The sequence below is a fragment of the Glaciimonas sp. GNP009 genome, from assembly GCF_054343755.1.
Genome location: NZ_JBTGUV010000001.1, coordinates 150,129 through 171,917, shown reverse-complemented (window position 1 = coordinate 171,917; position 21,789 = coordinate 150,129). Strand labels below are relative to the sequence as shown.

The 21,789-nt window shown below is 51.0% G+C and carries 7 protein-coding genes and 1 pseudogene; all 8 read right to left on the bottom strand.

Annotated features, from left to right (window positions below; translation table 11 throughout):
• Positions 1-665: 665 nt before the first annotated feature.
• The gene (locus tag ACXX82_RS00455) at positions 666-1,649 is read right to left on the bottom strand and encodes a fimbrial protein (RefSeq protein ID WP_458562096.1); all 984 of its coding nucleotides are present in this window, start codon (positions 1,647-1,649) and stop codon (positions 666-668) included.
• A gap of 196 nt (positions 1,650-1,845) precedes the next feature.
• On the bottom strand, positions 1,846-4,296 hold the full coding sequence (locus tag ACXX82_RS00450; RefSeq protein WP_458562157.1) for a fimbria/pilus outer membrane usher protein: 2,451 nt from the start codon (positions 4,294-4,296) through the stop codon (positions 1,846-1,848).
• 40 nt (positions 4,297-4,336) lie between these two features.
• Entirely contained in the window at positions 4,337-5,065 is a 729-nt protein-coding gene (locus ACXX82_RS00445; RefSeq protein WP_458562095.1) for a fimbrial biogenesis chaperone, read from the bottom strand.
• A gap of 253 nt (positions 5,066-5,318) precedes the next feature.
• Positions 5,319-5,864 carry a fimbrial protein gene (locus ACXX82_RS00440; RefSeq protein ID WP_458562094.1) on the bottom strand — a complete coding sequence of 182 codons (546 nt, stop codon included), beginning with the start codon at positions 5,862-5,864 and terminating at the stop codon, positions 5,319-5,321.
• Between the two features lie 620 nt (positions 5,865-6,484).
• A pseudogene (tnpC, locus tag ACXX82_RS00435) lies at positions 6,485-8,076 on the bottom strand (IS66 family transposase).
• 120 nt (positions 8,077-8,196) lie between these two features.
• Positions 8,197-8,463, bottom strand: a complete 267-nt coding sequence (tnpB, locus tag ACXX82_RS00430; RefSeq protein ID WP_458562093.1) for an IS66 family insertion sequence element accessory protein TnpB — start codon at positions 8,461-8,463, stop codon at positions 8,197-8,199.
• Positions 8,464-8,768: 305 nt separating this feature from the next.
• On the bottom strand, positions 8,769-8,948 hold the full coding sequence (locus ACXX82_RS00425; RefSeq protein ID WP_458562092.1) for a hypothetical protein: 180 nt from the start codon (positions 8,946-8,948) through the stop codon (positions 8,769-8,771).
• Positions 8,949-9,312: 364 nt separating this feature from the next.
• Positions 9,313-20,925 carry a hemagglutinin repeat-containing protein gene (locus ACXX82_RS00420; protein WP_458562091.1) on the bottom strand — a complete coding sequence of 3,871 codons (11,613 nt, stop codon included), beginning with the start codon at positions 20,923-20,925 and terminating at the stop codon, positions 9,313-9,315.
• Between the last annotated feature and the right edge of the window lie 864 nt (positions 20,926-21,789).

The following is a 21,789-nucleotide window of genomic DNA, read 5'->3' as shown; positions in this document are numbered from 1 at the left end:
TCTTTTGAGAGGAAGCGCCCAGCCAATGGCTGCACGACGCATAGCGACGCAGGTCCACCGACCTTTTTTTTCGTGCGAGATACACTACCCGCGCCAGCTACGCGCGAGGAGACTTAGCTTGCGCTGGAACGTTGCTTAGATTTTTTTCGACCGTCGTCGGTCAGATCGAGATTGATGGCATTAGTGCAGATTTTATCCAGCGCTGAGCATGTTGATATCCACGCCATTTTCTACGGTACGCTCTTCTGCCCATCTTCAAACTTCACTTTGGTTGATGAATACCGAATATTTGCGAGTGTATCCAAAAAATAAAACATTTAATTTACAAAAACATCACATGGCACGATAGTATTAAATTGAAACTGCGATGAGCATGTTCGTCATGTCCGAAAGTGGCGCAGAAACAACGTAGCGATCCACTCAACGGTGCCTGGGAAAGAAAATTAATTACAAAAAAGAGACCCAGTGCAAATACCGCTATTTAATCAATGAATATTTTTCAAAGTGAGCAAGGGAGTACCCTCCTTCCGTAGTAAAAAAGTTTAGATAAAGTAGGAGCATTTTGCCGTTAGCAGCGATGAAATTGATCTGTAACGCTGTAGCATGCTTCGGCACTCAACGAGCGCCGCAGGCCGTATTCGTCCTTATCAGATTCCTGGCACGACCTATTGATATACCATGGTAAAGGTAGCCGCCGCATTGACCGTTCCCGGCAACACTGTGCCCGTACTGATGTACTGAGACACCAGCGGAATCGACACACTACCGCTATACAATCCTAAAAACTGTTGCGCAGGATTTCCAATGGATGTATCTGAACTAAATTTGATCAGATTAGAAAACTGATCCAGGATTTGATACCCTATTCCGGAGGCCGTGGAACTCGGTGTAAGGGATAAAGTCGTTGTATTGTTAGTGGTAGTAGTAGCATCCGACAGCGTAACGCTGACATGGGTGGACGCCGAACAATTGATGCCTAGGTTAAATTGCTGACTCCCCCCGGTATTTCCCACCGCTGAAAATCCTGCAGTTGAGAGGGTGGGCATAGTCACAGTAATCGAGGGCGTTGTCACATTACAGGAAGAAGTAGTAACTGCTGGAAGCGTGAACGAGACTACCCCGCTTTTTGTTCCGACAGCATTGCCAGCATTCACGGGATAAATCTGAAATAGAGTGACCGTCGAAGACGAAGTCGGTTTGATGGCAGCAGTTTTTACTAACTGGAAAGAGAAGTTTACGGAATACGTCACTGTACTACCAGCTGGTATGGTGGTCCCGGTCAGATAGGGAAGCGATGAGTTCGCCGTCAGGGGACCACCAATATTACTGATGACCGTGCTGGAGTTTGTCAGGTTAATCACCTTTATACCAATTCCGGCGACACCCGTTTCCCACACAGTCCCCACCGCGGTTGACAGCGCCAGCGCAGGGTCATAACGTATGGTTACGGCGGTGACGTCAGAAGTGCACACATACTGATACGCTTGGCTGACTGCAGGTCCAAGATTATCTCCTACCGCTGCGCTCGGGGAAACCGTGAGTGTCTGAAATCCGGTGTTACTTCCATAGAAAGAACATACTGGTGGCGGCGAGGAAAATGCTGGCAGTATGCATGAAAAGAAGAGGGTAAAAGCAAAAAAAAATTTCATATGTGTTCCGTTGGATCATTCTTTGTGTAACCAGAAAAATGGAGAGTATTGCTCAACTTTTTCTTCTGACTATTTTTATAGCCGCTTTTTTTGCACATAACGTTTCGCATCAAAAATATTCCTTCCCCTGCAAAACTTTCCAAGTTACCTTCTGGGAAATTTTTCCGTCAACGCATTACGCCGCTCCATACCGATTTCAATCCGCGGCAATATCGACACAAATCCCTTGCGCTACAGGCATAAATCCAGTTGCTGGTTTCGTCACTGGCGTAGGGATCACATAATTCAAACTGCAGCTACCGCGTAAACCATGATTGACTTTTAGTACACCTGATGCCGCTGTACTACGGAATAAAATTTTACCGCCATAGCCTACCGTTCCTAACGATTGACCATCCATATCCAGTATTTCTGCCCCAAACGGCATGACATTTCCGCTGCCGTCAATCACCCGCAAGAATACCAATTGTCCTTGGACACGCTTGAATTTCAATAACGCTATGGAACCCGAATGAGGAGCTACACGCTCTTCTGTCGAGGTAAACTCGACGTCTGCAGGCATGCCTTCCGTATTTAAGAGCACGGTGTTAAAGCTATAAGGAGTCAGGTAAGGGACGACCGCACGACCATACGTATTAACTTTTAATCCGGGTGAACTGCCAATTGCCGTTCCTACTCCGCCATCGGCTTCAACGATGCCGAAAGTATCCCCCACCGGGCCAGATAGAATGGCACCGCCGCTATACGCGATCAATGAACCCGACACGCCAACTGATTCTTGGGTATATCCCTGACCTTGACTTGCCGATGCCGACAGCGTGCCAATTGGACCGCGATACTGCCCATTTGCCTGAAATATATTGCGCTGGCTTCCTTCTGTCGCATCTAGACCATAACTGAATTGATTGGCGTCTCCGAGCGAAGAAGATAATGTTTGCTGCGCATATGCAGCGCCACCGGAAAAGATGGTGTTAGAGCCGATCGATGTAACACCATGCCCTAACGGGATTGTTAGGCCAACCATAATCTGCTTTCCGGCAGACTGGTGGCTATTAATCGATTTGACGTTCGACACTGAAACGTTGTATCTGATTTGCCGCCAGGAATTATTATATCCAAATTGGAACTGACTACTTGCATTGTTATGATTCCAATAATTCTGGGTGGAGCCGGAAATAAAGACCGACCCATAGCGATTTGGAAGATTCTGATTAAATATAAATTGAATTTGATTTTTACGCTGCAGCAGAGAGTCGTTTCCTTCCGCGGAAGAATTCACGATCTTCATTTCCCGGTACGCCACAGCCTGCTCCAGCGTCAAATAACCACTTGACGCGTAGCGGTAGGCACCGATCAAAAGATTTGCCCCCAATTCTTCAAAACCTTTGCTATACGTAGCGCGCACGGCAGTACCTTTCAGAGTGGTCTTTTTTACGTCGGAAATAGCTGACGCCAAATCCATGCCAAGAGCGCCCCAATGGGTATTGAGTGCAGCGCCCATCATCATCGCCCCGTAACCGGCTGAAGCTTCCAGACTGCTGTAAAGACTGATGCTACTTGTAACTCCATACTGGTATGCCGCGGTAAAAACAGGCGGATGTGCGCTCACCACCGGGTCACGCAAAGTACCTAGTGAGGCACTAAAGTGCTCTCCATCTTTGCGCATCAGCAGCGGCACCGTTGCAAAAGGAACGATAGCCGTAGTCTGATGACCATCCGCTTCAGTGACTGTAACAAGATAATTTCCGCTAGTGCCGGTTGGATACAGATCTTTGATCTCAAATGAGCCTGGCGACACGGTGGTTTCGTAAATCGTATAACCGTTCTGGCTAATGGAAACTTTGGCATTCGAGAGCGCAGTGCCACGAATAACCGGGGCATAACCGCGCAAGGAACTGGGTTCCATGAGTTCATCGCTAGCCAGCGTTACTCCCCTCATTCCAAAGGCGTCAAAGAAACGCCCATCGGTAAACGAGTCACCGATTACAAGCTTGGATCCCAGGTCGGGAATATCCCGTTCCAGATACGTGGCTATTGCCTGCATTTGCAGTGGTAAACCAGCTGCCTTGACGACTGTGGAGCTATTGCGGAAATGCCACTCACCAACGTTTACACCACTGTTCAAGCTGAGATATTGACTTTGATGTTTTACCAGCCCATTCGAAAAAAATGCATTTCCCACATAATTCAGAAATCCACCATTGACGCCACTATTCCAATATTCCTTAGGAACATATCCACGCGGATTTTGCACCACGAATTTCTGTGGAATAAACACATTTAACCGTTGCTCCGATGCATCAAAGGAAATCGACGCACCATCCACCACCGAAGAAATAGTTTGGCAAACGCCCGCTAAACTGGTGGCAACAGGTTGTTTGACGATAGTCCAATCAATATTCATCAATTGCAGAACACTTGTTACAAAACAAGGTTCAATCCGATCCGCGTCAATATTTTCAAACGAAATTTGTTGTCTACCGATCTGTACATTGTTGACGTACAACTCTACCGAATAGCTGCCCGGCGGAACACCACCGGCAAATGAAAATCGTTTCATATCGACGTCTTTTCCCCCATGCATGAAAACGGGGTTGAATGCGTAATCTTGAGCGGACGTCGTAACACATGCCCCGAAGCAGATCATTCCAAGAATGAGCGATGAGGAGGAGGAAAATGTACGCATATTATTTGGCGCGCACCACGCTGGCTATACCGGCTACTGACGCGCCATAATCGTCGAGGAACTGATAGCTCAATTCGCCCTCTTTGTTATCAGGTAGGGGCGCGCCAGTATTTTTTACCAGCGGAAAATCCCTGCTAGAAAAAGGCGCGATCATGCCACCACTTTTGTCCTCAAAACATATGCCTGAAGTACATGTCATAAAAGATATGAACGAGAGATAGTAAGGAGTGGGGTTGGCTGCGTGCAACTGATGATCGTTGATGGTCCAGGTAACTAAGCCCGGTGCTGCGCTCGGATCGCCCTTAAGGCCGATCGGTCGAAAAAATAGTTTTATTTTTGAATGAATCGAAAACTGGAGGATATTTGCATCAGCCTGCTTGGGACTCAACGCCGGTATTTCGTTAATATTGAACCAGAACAGGGTTTCTTCGGTCTGCGTTAAATCGCGCTCATGGGAAAAAAATATTCTGATATTCTGGGCCTTTTTTGGGTCGATACGAAACATCGGAGGCGAAATGACGAAGGGAGCATCACTGCCATTGGCAGGATTTCCTTCTTCAATCCAGGCCTGCACTAATGCCGCTTCGCTGACCTCACCTTCGTTACTCAGATGTACCGACACATCGCTCTTATCACCAGCATAGATGATACGGGTACGATCAATAATCACGCTGGCATGTGCTTGCCCTAGCAGGAAAGTTTGCAATAAAAAGAGAGTCAGTAATCTCATAGAATCTTGGCTAAAAAGGGGAAGAATCCGGAGGGTATCGATCAGATCGTTACCCGCTCGGTGTAAGACGTATGGATTCGTTAAAACACGTACGTTGATTTGGATATGAACGACAACCAGCCAATTGCGGCATTCAGCATGCGGCTGCTATTAGTCTTACTCTTACCCGCTGAGAAACAAAAAAATGATATCTTTATGTTTCTCTTGGGAGCGAGTAAAAACGGTTTATCAAACCTCTATCCATTCACCTGTATTACGGATAAACGACCGAGTAGCTAACTGTTGATGCGACCGTACCTGCAGTCGAGGCTCCGCCATTGGCGTAGTAGGCGGCTATGTAATACATAGTTCCCGCATTTGAGACCGTAGTGATGGCATTCGAATTCTGGGTAGAATCAGGAAAGCCGACCAAAATAGCTGTGCGGTCTTTGTTCATCAGCGCCACTTCCACATTTGTAGCAGTTGCCGACGCAGCGTTATACAAACGTCCAGTTACAGCGTCTGCGGTAGAGGCAGCTTCAAAATAGGTATGCACAAGCTGCGAGGGGGTGCTACATGCACTTAAGGCGATGTTGAATAAGGTGTGACCAGCGGTCGCGCCAGCAACGTTGAGGGCGGTAGTGCTCACGGTAGGGAGCGTCAATGTAAAAGTGCCCGTCGCGGCGCCATTTCCACTCACTACGCAGGTTGCCGCAGTAATTTTACCGTTGATCGTCATCGTGCCATCTGATGCGAATGCTGATTGCGTCAATGCCTGACTCGCACAAAAAGCGAAGATAGCAAATACTTTCATTTTCATTCAATACTCCATTAAATTAAAAAGTTACTACAAAAAAATCCAGATACTTTTGGAAAATACGAAGTTTAATTTCTTCAAAAAGGCCAAAGGCAGAGCCCCAGCCTTGAAGTTAATTCCCTCTCTGGTGTTCTTACTGTGCCGGTTTTAAGCGCCTCCTTTCTGATACATACCTGCGTCCTGTCTTTTACAAAACTTGCGCCTGCGTATTCATGGCATTGGATTACTGCCGGACATACCGATTTCAATACCCCCACAAGGTTCGCACTTGCAAGTGCAAAAGATCTGCGCACTATACGCATAGCGCAACCACAGATTTGCTCCGACCAGACAACGATCTGGCGCTTGCTCTTGACTGATTTCGTCGACTACCCGATGCTCTGAAAATTGCCAAAAATATACTTCAAAAAAAAAGTTCCCTGTATGATAAAGGCTAAAGAAAAATGGGAATTTGATGCCAGCAATATGAAACTCGGACTTAATATTTTGAGTGACATCGCAGTGGCGTTTTTATAAGGGAATAAAAAAGGGCGCCTTTACGTCACGTCACCTCGATGTATTGCTAACGCTGTTAGTTGTTAAGTAATCGACCAATTAACCACGTCCCTTGCGGAAGAATTGTTTTATGCAGGGAACCGACGAGTTGGTTGTAAATTCCAAGGCAGCAGCGCTTCGTAATCATCGGCAGTATTGGCATAAGGCAGCGCCGTGAACATCTCGGTGAGATACTGGTAAGCGTCACTATTTCCGGCCTTACACGTTTCGATCCACAAATATAAATTGGCGCTGACTTTTGTGTCCCCGACGGTATCGGTAAATAACCAACTCTTGCGATCGATCATAAAAGGGACGAATCGCGTTCTCGGCCACATTATTATCGATGGGCCAGGGGCCGTTCTCGACATAGCGCGTGAGTTTGGACCATTGCCCAGCCAGGTGCTGCAATGCCTTCCCCAGCAATCCACGTGGCGCAGTCGTTGCCAGATAATGGTCGAGCAAGGCTTCGGTGACAGCCGACACCGCCGTGCTGTATTTCATGCGCAAACGCTGGCGTTGGAGCGTCGTGAATGCCCTGGTACGGGTTTCTGCTGCGTACAGTTTGCCGATCAGGGTAAAGAATTTGGTAACTGGCTGCTGCGCACTGCGCGCCTCCTTGGGTAGCACCGCTTCGGCTTCAATAAAATATCGTCATACATGCGCCCAGCAAGCCAAGTGGACAAGTCCATTGACAACCGATATCGTGTTACACGGCGCGTAACTGTCAGTCATGAAAGCCGCGCCTGCGCGTACGCCAGCCCAGAGATCGGCCACGTGTTGGGTACTGCGTCCCGGCGCATAGCCGAACAGACGCACCGGCTGGATCGCAGCCGCCGTTCATCTGAATCCACATATAACTCTTGGTTTGCTGCGCGCCAGGGCTCCTAGAGTACCTGAACCACCGTTTCATCGCCAAATACGACCTCACTGTCGAGCAAATGATCACGCAGTAAATTAATCAGCGGTTCGATAGCAATCCCAATGCGCACCACAATGGCGGCCAGGGTATTGCGCGAGATGTCGCCGCCAAAGCGTTTGATTAACGCGGCAATCCGGTACAGCGGCGGTCCGTCGGTGAACTTGGCGGTAATGCACCGTGCCAGTGCGGCTTCAGTGAACAATCCCTTCGGAATAATGCGCAAGCGGGCCGGCGTGACTTTGATACTTTGATCACAGCAAGGACAGGCATATTTCACTCGCTCATGCCGGATCGCGCGTACTTGCTGGGGAATAATATCGAGTTGCTCGCTCACTTCCACGCCTATTTCCACCAGTACCACGCCATCATGCGCGCAGATGCGTGCCGATTCTGGTAGCGTGGTGCGAATGACTTTCCGTGGCAATGCCGGGTCCAGTGGCTTGCGGCCCGATTGCTTGCGCTGATGACCTGAAACGGGAATGTCTACTTCGCTCTCTTGCGATAGCAAGGCAGCACGTACGGCCAATGCCTCAGCCTCATTGAGAAACAGGTCGCGTTCTCGGCGCTGCGCGCTTCGCTGTTGGTGCCGAAGAGTCGACGCTGAAAGGCTTTGAGCTATTCCTTGAGCAGATCGCGCTCAACTTGCATGCTCCGTAGCCCGCCGCGCACCGCATCACGGTCGGCCTATGCGGCATCGCGCTCGGCGATGAGCGTCTGAAATTCATCAGCGGTAAGGCAGGAGTGCTGGGTAAGTGCCATGCCTGACAACATACCGGAATGTCGCGCCTAATAGGTGTACGTCATTTTAAATAATGCCATCAGCTATCGTTTACCGACAACAACCGGGTGAAATAATCCTATTTTAGTCAAGGAAAGGAATTAGCTAGCGCGTTCATAGTAGCGCTGTGGATGTTTGCGCACAGCCCCCAGGTCAATGCCATCAAGCAGCCAGTGCAATGGTTCGACTGTTAGTTCCAGCACTGCCACCTCAGGCGGCCATACGAACCGATCTGCTTCCAGACGTTTAAGCGGCAGCCAAAATCCGGTACGGTCCCAGCCCGATAGCTTAATCGGATCGCGTCGCCTATTACTAAAAACATAGGTAGTGGCGGCAAACGGGTCCATTCCCAGTCGCTGTTCTACCAAAGTTGATAGTCAGTTGATACTCTTACGAAAGTCAACGGCTTCCCGGTTGAAATAAACCTTTAGTATCGGATCAAATCTGAACACGGCAATCTCCCTGGCGTTTCGATGAAGGAGACCATCTGTTTCACATCCGCATTCTCCAGCGCAACCTATACGCTGTTGAAAAGATGGGCTTCCAGACGCACAAGTAACATGGGCGTCTGGAGGACGGGGGCGATCTGGACCGGAATAAACGTCGGCAACTGATGGGGTACCGACTCCTTTAACCTGACCAGGCCGATGTTCTGAGGCCGGTAGCGGTTAATTCACTTATGTACTAGATTGGCATTGAGTCCAAACTTAAGAGCCAGCCCTGCAATCGAAACGTCTTGCGTCCGACAGGCTTCTATCAACGCTCGCTTGACCTCCTTGTCACAGATACGTACGCCATTACTTTGTTGTTTGACGACCAGACGACACAACAACTCCGGTTTATTCTCCAGCATGGTTATCCACTCATTGAATGAGGTTGGACACCATCATCTTCACTCAGCAAGAGAAAAATAGGCGTCAGTCACGGACCGCTTACCATTAATGAGAGCCGGGTGCGCGCGAAAAGTGCACGGACATGCCGCTATTGAAAAAATCCAGAAAGGAGAAGATGCCAGCAGGAAAAATGCCCTGTCAGGCCCATGCGCAGAATATGCAAAGGATAGCTTACCGAAGGTATCGATGAGCTATCCTTTTTGCCGACTTGGCGCTGACCAGGCCGAAATGAACGCGCGTGTTAATTCAAGGCGTTGCTTTGAATCTTCACCTTGACACATTTCTATGTCATTTAGGAGGGGAATACCCCTTCCATTACTTGCGTTAAAATAAGAGTCTGAACGGCCATGGAATGCTCTGCCTTCTTTGAGCCGCCGCATCTTGCGTACGCAAAAGCGCATTATTTCCTACTATTACCGTATGCGCATCTACAGCTTGTGCATGAGTAGCGTCAATTACCGCATTCCTCTGGTTGGCTGCCGCAATGTCTACCAAGTTTTGGTTATACAGTACCATCGCTGTCGCATGATCAATTACCGCCTGCTGATGGTCCAGCCCCGCCTGGTTATTCGCATTGGTAGTCTCCACATTCTTCGCCAACGCATCATTATGAGCGGTTAGCGCCTGGTTATAATTATTTATTGCCTGCGAATGGTCCAGTCTCGCCTTGTTATTAGCAGCGGTAATCCCATCATTGGTTGACGTCGCCGTATTATGATCAATTAGCGCCTGGTTATAATTATTTACCGCCTGCGAATGGTTCAGTCTCGCCTGGTTATTAGCAGCGATAATGCCATCATTGGTTGACGTCGCCGTATTATGATCAATTAGCGCCTGGTTATAATTATTTACCGCCTGCGAATGGTCCAGTCTCGCCTGGTTATTAGCAGCGGTAATGCCATCATTGGTTGACGTCGCCGTATTATGATCAATTAGCGCCTGGTTATAATTATTTACCGCCTGCGAATGGTCCAGTCTCGCCTGGTTATTAGCAGCGGTAATGCCATCATTGGTTGACGTCGCCGTATTATGATCAATTAGCGCCTGGTTATAATTATTTACCGCCTGCGAATGGTCCAGTCTCGCCTGGTTATTAGCAGCGGTAATGCCATCATTGGTTGACGTCGCCGTATTATGATCAATTAGCGCCTGGTTATAATTATTTACCGCCTGCGAATGGTCCAGTCTCGCCTGGTTATTAGCAGCGATAATGCCATCATTGGTTGACGTCGCCGTATTATGATCAATTAGCGCCTGGTTATAATTATTTACCGCCTGCGAATGGTCCAGTCTCGCCTGGTTATTAGCAGCGGTAATGCCATCATTGGTTGACGTCGCCGTATTATGATCAATTAGCGCCTGGTTATAAGTCTTTAACGCGTTAGGATAATCCTTCCACGCCTGCTCATTAGCCACGCGAATTTTAATACCGTTATTGAGATTAAGCTGATTCTGGGCTATCTGCTCTTTATTGTTACGTGGTTGCTGATACGGTTTAGTCACTTTTTCAGGAACACCGCCCGACGCACCACGAACCACAACTTCGCGGCTTACCTTATCAAAAGGCTCTGCAGTGAATCTCATCGTCATGGTCTGATCCATGTTGTTCTGATAGCTTTCTCCGACCAATACCTTGTCTTTATACGCATCCGCAAACTCCTTAGCCGAGTGGATAGGCGGCGGTGTAAAGGGGCCGTCTGCCGTTCGTACCCTCGGCAGTGGCATACCATCGCGCTTCAAAATTTGAAGTTCCTCCTTGCTCATATTGTTAATTTTTTGCAATATATTTGTCAATTCGACCGTTGTTTTATCGTGTACGGCGTAAACTGGGTCAGTGATGGGTTTACTTGACGATTCCGGTTTTACAGGCTTGACAGGCGCCTTGGTCTCGATCAAATCATTCTGTTTGAGTTTCGGCGGCTCGACAGGCGCCTTGGTCTCGATCAAATCATTCTGTTTGAGTTTCGGCGGCTCAATAGGCGCCTTGGTCTCGATCAAATCATTCTGTTTGAGTTTCGGCGGTTCGACAGGCGCCTTGGTCTCGATCAAATCATTCTGTTTGAGTTTCGGCGGTTCGACAGGCGCCTTGGTCTCGATCAAATCATTCTGTTTGAGTTTCGGCGGCTCAACAGGCGCCTTGGTCTCGATCAAATCATTCTGTACGAGTTTCGGCGGCTCAACAGGCGCCTTGGTCTCGATCAAATCATTCTGTACGAGTTTCGGCTCGACAGGCGCCTTGGTCTCGATCAAATCACTCTGTACGAGTTTCGGTTCGACAGGCTTATCAACAGGAACAGGGACCGGCTCGAGGCCTGGATGAACTGGGGGTTTAGGGTCTTCAAGCTTGAGGGGCTTCTTAGAAGGAGCAGCGCCCGCCGAGATATCCATGGTACTCCCTGCAATATGACGATCATCGGTCACTACAGAGAGCTTGGTGGCGTCGGTGTTAAGTGTGCCCTTGTTCGCATCGGTAATTTTCACACCGCCAACTGTCAGGTTGGTGACCCCGATCGTGGCGTTTTGTACCTCGCTACGATGGATCTGATCATCCTTGGTATAACTAACGTCGCCACTTGGGATACCATCGGCTGCCATACCGATCTGTCCACCCCCTCCATTCCCATCCTTGTCCACCGTGTCGACCAGTTTGGTTGCCGTGACCTTACCGCCCACCGTTACCTGGCCATTTCCGGTATCGGATACAAGATGCGCACCGCTCAGATTGACATTGCCGGCCAGATTGGCATTCAGCGTTTGGGTTGCTTCGATACCGGACTGTTGTTTGGTCGTGCTACTGTTATCCCAGCTATGCGTGCCCGATGCGCCCACACTGCCCATCGGCATCAACCCATGGTCTCCTATGGAAGCACCGCCCGACAGATTGGCACTCCAGCCGGTCGTGGTGGAATCCGCCACATCCTGCACGCTGGTGATCGTTGTATTGCCACCGACTTTGAGAGCCACGCTGTCACCTTTGACATTGGCACCGGTCAGGTTCAAATCGTTCTTGGCAGTGATGGATACATTCTTTGACAGCAAATTACTGTTGGTGTAAGTCTGTCCTGACGTATCGGTCTTTGAATCGCCACCGGCCACCCCCCCCGTCACCCCGACACCGGCTGACCCAAATGCCGCATTGGTAGACAGAGAACCAGTGACATTCGCGCTGATATTGAAATCATCACTATGGCTGGTACTGGTGCCTTTGGCAGCCGTGATATTCACATCGCCGGCTGAATCGAGTGCCAGGTCATTGCTTTTCGACTGGACGCCATTGAGATCAATATTCCCTTTGGTACTGGTAATGGTAATTTTTCCGGCATTCAGATTCGTGGTATTTTCTTGCGTAGTACTCTTACTGGTGGTGGTCTGCTCGTAGCCCACTTTCAGATTCGCGCTGGCACCATAAGTATCACCAAACACCAGATTCGTCGCATCACCAACATAGGTACCTGCTTCCAGCGCACCGGTACCGGCATCTTTGGTCTGACCACTTTTCATCTTCTGCGCTAATTCCATCGTATCATCGGCTAATTTCTTGATGGAACTATGCTGTTCTTGGTTATAGCCAAGTGTAACCGAGCTATCCTCATGGGTCGCCGACATCGTGTCGACATATTTGGTCGAGGCAACGTTACCGGCCGTAATAGTGATGGAACCGGTATCCGCATCGGACGTCAGATCGGCGCCACCGATATCGACCGTATTAGCACTCTTGAGAGTAATACTGTTTCCAAAACTCAACGTCGCGTTGTGATTCGTCATTTGACTCATGGTATCTGTGCTGTTCTTGAACTCCAAGCCTTCGGAAGCATTCCCCAGCGATCCTTGCGCATTGGTGGTGCCGACCGGTGCCGACTTATTAGTACCGTCATTCATACTGGCGCTCGTCGTTCCCCCTACGCCAGGAATCGTACTATAGGCCGCACTGGCACTGGCATCCCCCACCCCTGCTTGCGCGCTAGCTACAAAGCCGACACTCGATGCGGTCTTGTTCTCGTAACCATAATCCTGAGAAGCGGCGATAACCAGGTTGCCATCCTTCGCATCGATCACCGCATTGCCGCCGGTGTACGTCCCGCCCGTGAGCGTGATGCCCTGGCCGGTCATATTAAGGGTACCCGTCTTACCAGCCGTAATCGTGGTGCCGGCTGCATTAGACTGACTCTCGGTATCGGTATTATTGACGTTATAACCTGTACCCTGTTTGTGTTCGCTGGTGTAACTCGAACTCACGATATTGAGCGTCTTGGTTTCGACCTTCCCGGCACCGGCATCGATGTTGATATTATTGCCGCTGAGGTTCGCGGCCGTCAGCGCAATGCCGTTACCGGCATGCATATTCAAGGTGCCAGCCGTACTGTCAGCGCTGATGGTGCCCTTGTTGACAATGGCGACCTTGCCTTTGGCGTCATAGCCGACCTGCGCCGTATCGGTGATCTGACCACCGGCACGCAAGCTCACGTCGTGACCCACAATGCTCGCACCGGCATTGGTGATATTGCCCAATGCCTTAAGGGACACCCCTTTATTGCTCGTGATACCGCCATTGATACCGCCATCGGCGATGTTGGTGATGTTGCCGGCAGACTGTAATATCACCCCATTGCCGGCATGGATCGAGCCGTTGACGTTGGTGATGCCATTAGCGTTGGCAGACAGACTGATCACGCCCTGAGCCGACAGGGTCGCACCGCCGGTCGACGATGCTGCATTTTCTGCATCCACTGCGGCCTGGCTTAGATAGACTTCCGGTATCAGCACCGATTGGTTATCCAGCATTTCACTGACATACCAGACGATGTTTTCGGTTAATCCTTTTAACTGCGCCGCAGTCGGTGCCACACCGACCGTCAGTCCAAGCGGACCCGCCACCGTACCGGCGTTATCCATCAGATTTTCGACCAGCGCTGCTCCGCTCAAGGTTTCCGTCTGACTCAATTTGCTGCGGACCAGCCGGCTGATATCCTGGGTGGTCGTATAGTTATCAAACGCCGTTGCCACCTGCACACCCGGGTTATACCCGACGCTGGCAAAAAAGTAGGCGGTGCCATAATACTGCGTCTGATCGACGTAAGCGAAACTCGTCGAATACACTGGAAATATCAGCGGAGCGACGGAGGCCACACTGACCTTGGCGCCCAGGGCGACCAGCGGCGCACTTTTACCGCGTAAATAGGTCGGCAAGGTATTGACGGTATAGGTGTGGGTATTGCCTAAAAATGCCTTCAGATTCTCGATGGTATAGACCCGCACATTACCTTTGGAAATATCCGCTTTGGCGCTGCCTGTGGTATGCGTATCCCCCGAAGAAACGTCGCTACTGTCGAAAGGACTCAGGCTTTGCGTGAGCGCCACATGATTGATCGAGGCAGTTAACGCACCGGTCACCGTTGCCACCTGATTGATCGGGGCAGTTAACGCACCGGTCGTCGTTGGCAGATTTTTGGGGCCTATCGTCGCCGTACTGGACTGCATCATATGCTGTGCCGCACCATCGCCATTGTTCACCGCACCGCTCCCTGCATCCAGGACAATATTACCGCCGGCGTTAATCGTGACTGGCTGTGCCGGTAAAAATTCCTGGCCAGGCAGCGTCGTCGCATTGAGGACCGTCGTCGCCCAGCGCGAACGCAAGGTATTGTAATCCTGGGCGTTCCAATCTGCCCCTAATGCCGTATTGAGGATGCTCGTTAACGTGCCGTTTCCTGTGGCTTGCGAAAGAGCATGCATGAACTGAGAGTTATAAGCCTTATACGCACCCCAGAAATAATAACTCGAAGGACCCGCCAACAGAGAATTAAGCATCTCATACACGCTGGAAAAGTTCGGCTGATAGGCGCCTGGAAGCTTACCGAAAAGTGACTTCTGAACCACCGTCAATTGTATCTGTGTCGGGCTCTTCAACAGGTCCAGTAACGTGAGATTGAGGGGCTTGCTCAGGTTATTGATATTACCGTTGATCTGCACACTGCCGCCGGCGAGAATGTTTCCACTATTATTTAAGGTGCCAGACTTTCCTTTTTGCACACCTTCGTTCAAGATAATATTGCCATCTGCTTGCAAAACTCCCTGCACTAGCTTGAGGGTCGATGCCAACGTTTGAATACCTTTCAGGTCCACTTGATAATCTGTGCCTCCCGCACCATTATCATCATAATGTTCACCATTCGCGTTTCCGGTACTGCCCGCCGTGTAGGAACCACTTTCAGTACTGTTATTGTTCAATACATTGGCGTCGACAATCAGGTTACCACCTGCCTGTATCGTTCCCGTGGCCGAATTCTCCAGGGTTCCCGGGGTCTGAATCTTGACATCCTTAATCCCCCACAGCAATCCGTTGGCATTGTTAGTCACGTCGCCAGCTGCAGTAATGCCCAGCGTAATGCCACTTTCAAGGGCTTGATTATTCACCACCGCGCCACCGGCATTGACCTGAATCCCACCTGGATTGGCAACGACGATATCGACCGTCACTTTATGCGCATTGAGGGTCAGTAAAGTGTCGGCGATCGGCAGAATATTGAGGTTCGTCAAATCGACATCTTCGCCACCCTTGAAAGTCACCGTCGCATTGTTTTGTGAAGACTCGGCACCGACCGGGGCCACGTTGCTATAGTTATCGGTATTCACAGTCCATTCGTTGCCCGCCTTGATCGTGCCGGTCGCCGTGTTGGTAAACGACGTCGTATTCATCAATACGGTGTCTGTCGCATTGATGGCCGCCGCATTAGTCAACGTCTTGGCGTCGACCCGGATCATGTTTGCCGCAATCGTCCCCTTGCTGCCGGTATTGCTCACCGTAGCTGCAGTGGCAGTCACACTGTCGGTAGCCGATAGGGTCGCATTATCGTTCGTGATGGCCACGCCAGCGACCAGTTCAGCCGTCGTCCCTTGTATCGTCGCCCCGTTGAGATTGCTGATACTGCCTTTACTGGCGTTGAGACTCAGGTCACCGCTGGCACTAATCATTCCCGCGTTGGTATTCGACAAAACACTCTGGGTCCCGTCCACACCACTGGCATTGATCGTCATGTCACCCACTTGCACCATGCCCGTCGCATCCACGCCACCGGCCTGTATCGTCGCACCGTCATTGACTACCGTCACTGCGCTCAGGCTCACCGCCTTGATACCTTGCATCCCTGCACTCTTGAGATTGCTGATACTACCGTTCTGCGCTGCAAGCGTGAGCGCACCGGTTGCAATAATAACCCCTGCATTAGTATTTTCCACAGCGCTCAAGGCCCCGTCCACACCACTCGCGCTCACCGTCAGGTTGGCCACTTGCACCACGCCCGTCGCATCTGCGCCACCGGCCTGTATCGTCGCACCGTCATTGACTACCGTCGATGCGCTCAGGCTCACCGCCGTGATACCTTGCATGGTCGCACCCGTGGTATTGGCGATGCTGCCGTTATTCGCAGTGAGCGTCAATTGCCCGCCGCCTTGTATCTGGGCCTTGCCAGTATTGGCAATGCTGCCCCGCTGTGCGGTCAACGTCACATCGCCATTGGCATTGAGAATGCCGGCATTGGTATTGGTCAACGCACTTTGCGTGCCATCGGTACCACTCGCGATCACCGTTAGGTTACCCACTTGCACCACGCCCGTCGCATCTGCGCCACCGGCCTGTATCGTCGCACCGTCATTGACTACCGTCGATGCGCTCAGGCTCACCGCCGTGATACCTTGCATGGTCGCACCCGTGGTATTGGCGATGCTGCCGTTATTCGCAGTGAGCATCAATTGCCCGCCGCCTTGTATCTGGGCCTTGCCAGTATTGGCAATGCTGCCCCGCTGTGCGGTCAACGTCACATCGCCATTGGCATTGAGAATGCCGGCATTGGTATTGGTCAACGCACTTTGCGTGCCATCGGCACCACTCGCGCTCACCGTCAGGTTACCCACTTGCACTGCGCCCTTGGCATCCTTACCACCGGCCTGTATCGTCGCACCGTCATTGACTACCGTCGATGCGCTCAGGCTCACCGCCGTGATACCTTGCATGGTCGCACCCGTGGTATTGGCGATGCTGCCGTTATTCGCAGTGAGCATCAATTGCCCGCCGCCTTGTATCTGGGCCTTGCCGGTATTGGCAATGCTGCCGTTATTCGCAGTGAGCGTCAATTGCCCGCCGCCTTGTATCTGGGCCTTGCCAGTATTGGCAATGCTGCCCCGCTGTGCGGTCAACGTCACATCGCCATTGGCATTGAGAATGCCGGCATTGGTATTGGTCAACGCACTTTGCGTGCCATCGGCACCACTCGCGATCACCGTTAGGTTACCCACTTGCACTGCGCCCTTGGCATCCTTACCACCGGCCTGTATCGTCGCACCGTCATTGACTACCGTCGATGCGCTCAGGCTCACCGCCGTGATACCTTGCATGGTCGCACCCGTGGTATTGGCGATGCTGCCGTTATTCGCAGTGAGCGTCAATTGCCCGCCGCCTTGTATCTGGGCCTTGCCAGTATTGGCAATGCTGCCCCGCTGTGCGGTCAACGTCACATCGCCATTGGCATTGAGAATGCCGGCATTGGTATTGGTCAACGCACTTTGCGTGCCATCGGCACCACTCGCGATCACCGTCAGGTTGGCCAACTGCACCACGCCATTGGCATCGGTTCCGCCCGCCTGTAATGTGGCGCTGTCATTGACCACGTTGGCTGCCGTGAGCGTCAATTGCCCTATGCCCTGGATTTTTGCGCCGCTGTCGTTGGTAAGGGTACTCCCAGAAGTGATCGCCACCGCCGTATTACCACTTAACAATCCGTTAGTGCTGTTATGAACGCTTGTGCCCGCTTGCAAGGTCAGACCCGCGCTGTCAGATATTATCTGCGCGGCCGTATTAGTGATCGCTGCCGTGGTCGTGACATTTACAGCGCCACTGGCTTCTATTCCCGCTCCCCCTGTATTGGACACATTCTGCGCTGATACATTGACAGTGGTGCCATACACATAGGCACTTTTACCCATGCCACTGTTGTTACCGGTATTATTGACATTCTGTCCGGCAGAAATGGTTGCAGCCTTGCCTGCCTGAAGCTGACCGCTATTGTTCGTGTTGCCGTTCTGGGCGGTGAGCGTCAGTAACCCGCCCCCTTGTATGGTCGCGCTGCTGCCATTGGTGATGTCGGCATTCTGTGCGCTGATCTTCATGTCACCGCTTGCGGTGATGCTGCCGCTGCCCGTATTCGCTACCGCATTGGCGCTCGCACTCGGACCATTCGTGGTGATCGTCAGGTTGGCCAGCTGCACCACGCCATTGGCATCGGTTCCGCCCGCCTGTAATGTGGCGCTGTCATTGACCACGTTGGCTGCCGTGAGCGTCAATTGCCCTATGCTCTGGATTTTTGCGCCGCCCGTATTACTGATTCCCCCACTGGCGCTCACATTGACATTACCTGTCTGAACGTCCCCATTGACATCAAGACCACCCGCCCGCACTAAAGCATTATCATTGACCACATTCGCTGTGGTCAGTGTCACCTGGCGCACCCCCTGGATTGCCGCAAGGCTATCATTGAGAATACTGCCAGTCGCATTCATGGCCACGGTATTGCCACTGACGATGCCTGCTGCGCTGTTATGGATGCTGGTACCCGCTTGCAGAGTCAGCGCACCGGCGTCGGACACTATTTGCGAACCCGCATTCGTGATTCCCGCGGTAGTGACCACATTCAAGCCAGCGGTTGCTTCCACCTCTGAGCCGGCCGTATTGACCAGATTCTGCGCTGACAGATTCAACGTCGCTCCGTACACATAGGCAGTGCTGCCGACGGCGGTGTTACCGGTATTATTAAAATCCTTGGTTGCCGATAGGGTCGCGGCTCCAGTGGCATTGATCTGCCCACTATTGTCAATACTCGCGGCCTGAATCAGCATATCATTGGAAGAGGAAATTGCCGCACCCGCGCCATTGTTTAGCGCCGTAGTCGTCACTTTCAAATAAGCTGGTTTTTGATCGGCCGCTTTTGCGGCTGCGATCGCATTCGTGTTAGTCACATTTTGAGCGGTAATGCTCATCGCACCATAGGTCAGCAGGTTACCGGTATTGGAAAGTACAGTATCTGGCGTTGAATAGTTAGCCAGTTCCCCGCTGATGGTATAAGTCGCAGTACCCGACGTATCACTAGTTCCAGTGATGATATTTCCATAGTTGGTCAAGTCATCCAGCGTAATAGTCAGATTTTTCGTCGTATTGATGCTACCTGAAATCTTCTCTAGCAAGCTGGCTGCGCCGCCACCGGAGGAGGTAATACTGACCTGATCACCGTTCAGTGCGCCAGCGTTGATAGCCGCGCCACCTAACGCTACATTCAGTTTGCCGCCCGCGACGATACCGCTGCTCCCCTCATTGAGCAAGGTTTTTGTGGTCAAGTTAATATCGGCCGTCGAAGCGATCGAAAATGCGTTGTCTAGGCTCGAAGACGTGATATTCACAGCACCGTTAGCAGCGTCAATCGCCCCGGTATTATTGACTGCACCCGCCGCCGCGACCTGCACATTAGTGCCCGCCGAAATGACGCCCCCAAGATTCGATACGCCGCGTGCAGCCTGAATCGATACGCCACTGCGGGAAACCACACCACCGGTTGAATTTATGGAGTCGCCGAGGACGGGCTGTAATTGCGCATCGACTATCACTAGGACACCATTTTGTATCATTGCTGAGTCCTGGGGAATAACCGTACCACTGCTATTGACCACCCTGAGCTTTCCGGTAATGGCGACATCACCCTGGCTGACGATAGTTACTGCATTGCCAGCTTGCGTGCTGGTACCGCTCAGCACTGCTGTGGTGAGCGTGACGTCCTGTGCGGTGATCAGGATCGTCGATGCGGTCGCATCGCTATTGAAGAGGGCTGCTTTGGTCGCAGTCACAGTCAGTGCCTGTCCCGCTACCAGGCCATCTTGCGCGCCTCCCCGTCCCGCTGTCACCGCTTGTCCCGACAATGTCAGGTTGCCACCGGCATTGGCTCGAGCCACCATCACGTCGCCATTGGCGCTCACCTGAATATCTTTTTGGCTCTTGATCAGGCCGCTTTGATTTACCCCGGCCCCCGCTTCGGTGCTCACCAGCAGCACATTATTGCCGTACATCGAACCCGCATCCGTACCGGAAATGCCGGCAAGCGGCGCAGCTGATGCACCCGGACTCTGGGCGATATACTTGCCCGTGTTCGCATCGTATTGATTGGTCCCGGCAATCAGTTTCAGATCCGCTTTTCCAGTGCTGTCGGTGATAGGACCGCTCACGGTAATACTGCGCGCGATCAGCGCCAGGTAGTCCAGACCGGTGGTGTTGATCCCTTGCGTGCCCACTGTCAATGCGCCGCCGGTGACGTTCAATATCGGCTTGGCACCACTAACGTCGCTCGGTTGCCCGGTACTAAAGGTGGCGTTCGATATATTGACTGTCGATACGCCATTGAGACTCAGACCAGCTGGACTCGATACAAACAAATCCAACGGTTGACCAAAACTCTCCACCGTCCCCGCTATCGCGGCAGCGGTCGATCCCACATTCTGCAGTAATACGACACTCGACGAGGAAGTAATATTCGGGTTCTTCATCACCTGCCCCCCTGTTTTTGAGATGGCGTTGACCAGACTGTTATTAATGATGACGCCGTTGGTCACATTCATTTTACTAAACTGATTGACCGACAGACCACCGGCATTGGCCTGGGTGATATTGACTACCGGCTGGCCGTTTTGAGAAGCGGTGACCGTCGGGCCACTCACCCCCGTGGTCGGTGTCAATGTCGTGGACCAACCGAGCATGGGCAGCAGCGTCGTGATCGCAATCACCTTGCCCATGACACTGGCAGTCTCGCCAGACGATTTGCCGCTGATCGTGCAATTTTCACCAACCGGCACCAGGCACTTTTGATGACGACTCCACACAAGTTTGAATGTATTTTTATTCATATTTATATTCCCTTATGCAACAAATTCGTCACAAATTAAATGTGCCCGAAGGCTAACGTTGCGATTAAACAAACGACTTTTTCGCATTTTTGATCACTATCAAAAATTGCACCGAATGGCATTTTTGGTATTAATAAAACAAGTAATTACTGAGGCGAGGCATGTAAATTGATTCCGCTATTGTTGACTCGGTGCGGAACATATTTGGCGGAGTTGGACCAGGCATGGCCAAGTTCCGTATCGCAAGTACGTGATTTATTTGCAAAAAAATTGCGATGTCTTCAACGGATGGAATCCTTCGACGATACGAAAAATCGCCTGTTTCTGTATTCAATCCAACAAGAAGGTGACGAACTAGTTGCATCTTCTGCAGCCGCGTCGCACACACCACAGATGTACTTGCCAAAAATATACGCTGGAATAATTATTTTCTACAGGACGGAACTTAATGAAAATAGGAATTTGATGCATATGATATAAATTAGGCAACTAAAGTTACTGCTGCCCGGGGTTAAGCTCATGGCAGGATGGGTCGAAAAAAGACCGTGATTGAAGAGAAGGATTAGTTGCCCTTTGCTGAGCAGTTTTATACCTGTGCAGGAGCATACATTCCAGTTTTAAGGGAGAACAATACTATAGGTAAAAAATTCCAGCATCTCTTTGCCAAGTTAATCTCCGGCAAAAGAGCGCGTTTAAAATTGAAGATTACTTAATTACCATTTGAGGATTTTTTTATAGAAAGACGCCCTATTTTATTGATAGCCAGACTCTGCGGAAATTGAAATAGAGCGCAAAAAAAATGATCTGACAATTACCAACGTTAAGTCGGTTAACTGTCAGATCAAGTCTGTACTACTCCCTCTT

What these genes read in the sequence shown, in the direction of transcription:
- ACXX82_RS00450 (WP_458562157.1), bottom strand. Translation starts at nt 4,296, where the DNA reads ATGATCTGCTTCGGGGCATGTGTTACGACGTCCGCTCAAGATTACGCA.
- ACXX82_RS00455 (WP_458562096.1), bottom strand. Translation starts at nt 1,649, where the DNA reads ATGAAATTTTTTTTTGCTTTTACCCTCTTCTTTTCATGCATACTGCCA.
- ACXX82_RS00440 (WP_458562094.1), bottom strand. Translation starts at nt 5,864, where the DNA reads ATGAAAATGAAAGTATTTGCTATCTTCGCTTTTTGTGCGAGTCAGGCA.
- ACXX82_RS00445 (WP_458562095.1), bottom strand. Translation starts at nt 5,065, where the DNA reads ATGAGATTACTGACTCTCTTTTTATTGCAAACTTTCCTGCTAGGGCAA.
- ACXX82_RS00420 (WP_458562091.1), bottom strand. Translation starts at nt 20,925, where the DNA reads ATGAATAAAAATACATTCAAACTTGTGTGGAGTCGTCATCAAAAGTGC.
- ACXX82_RS00425 (WP_458562092.1), bottom strand. Translation starts at nt 8,948, where the DNA reads ATGCTGGAGAATAAACCGGAGTTGTTGTGTCGTCTGGTCGTCAAACAA.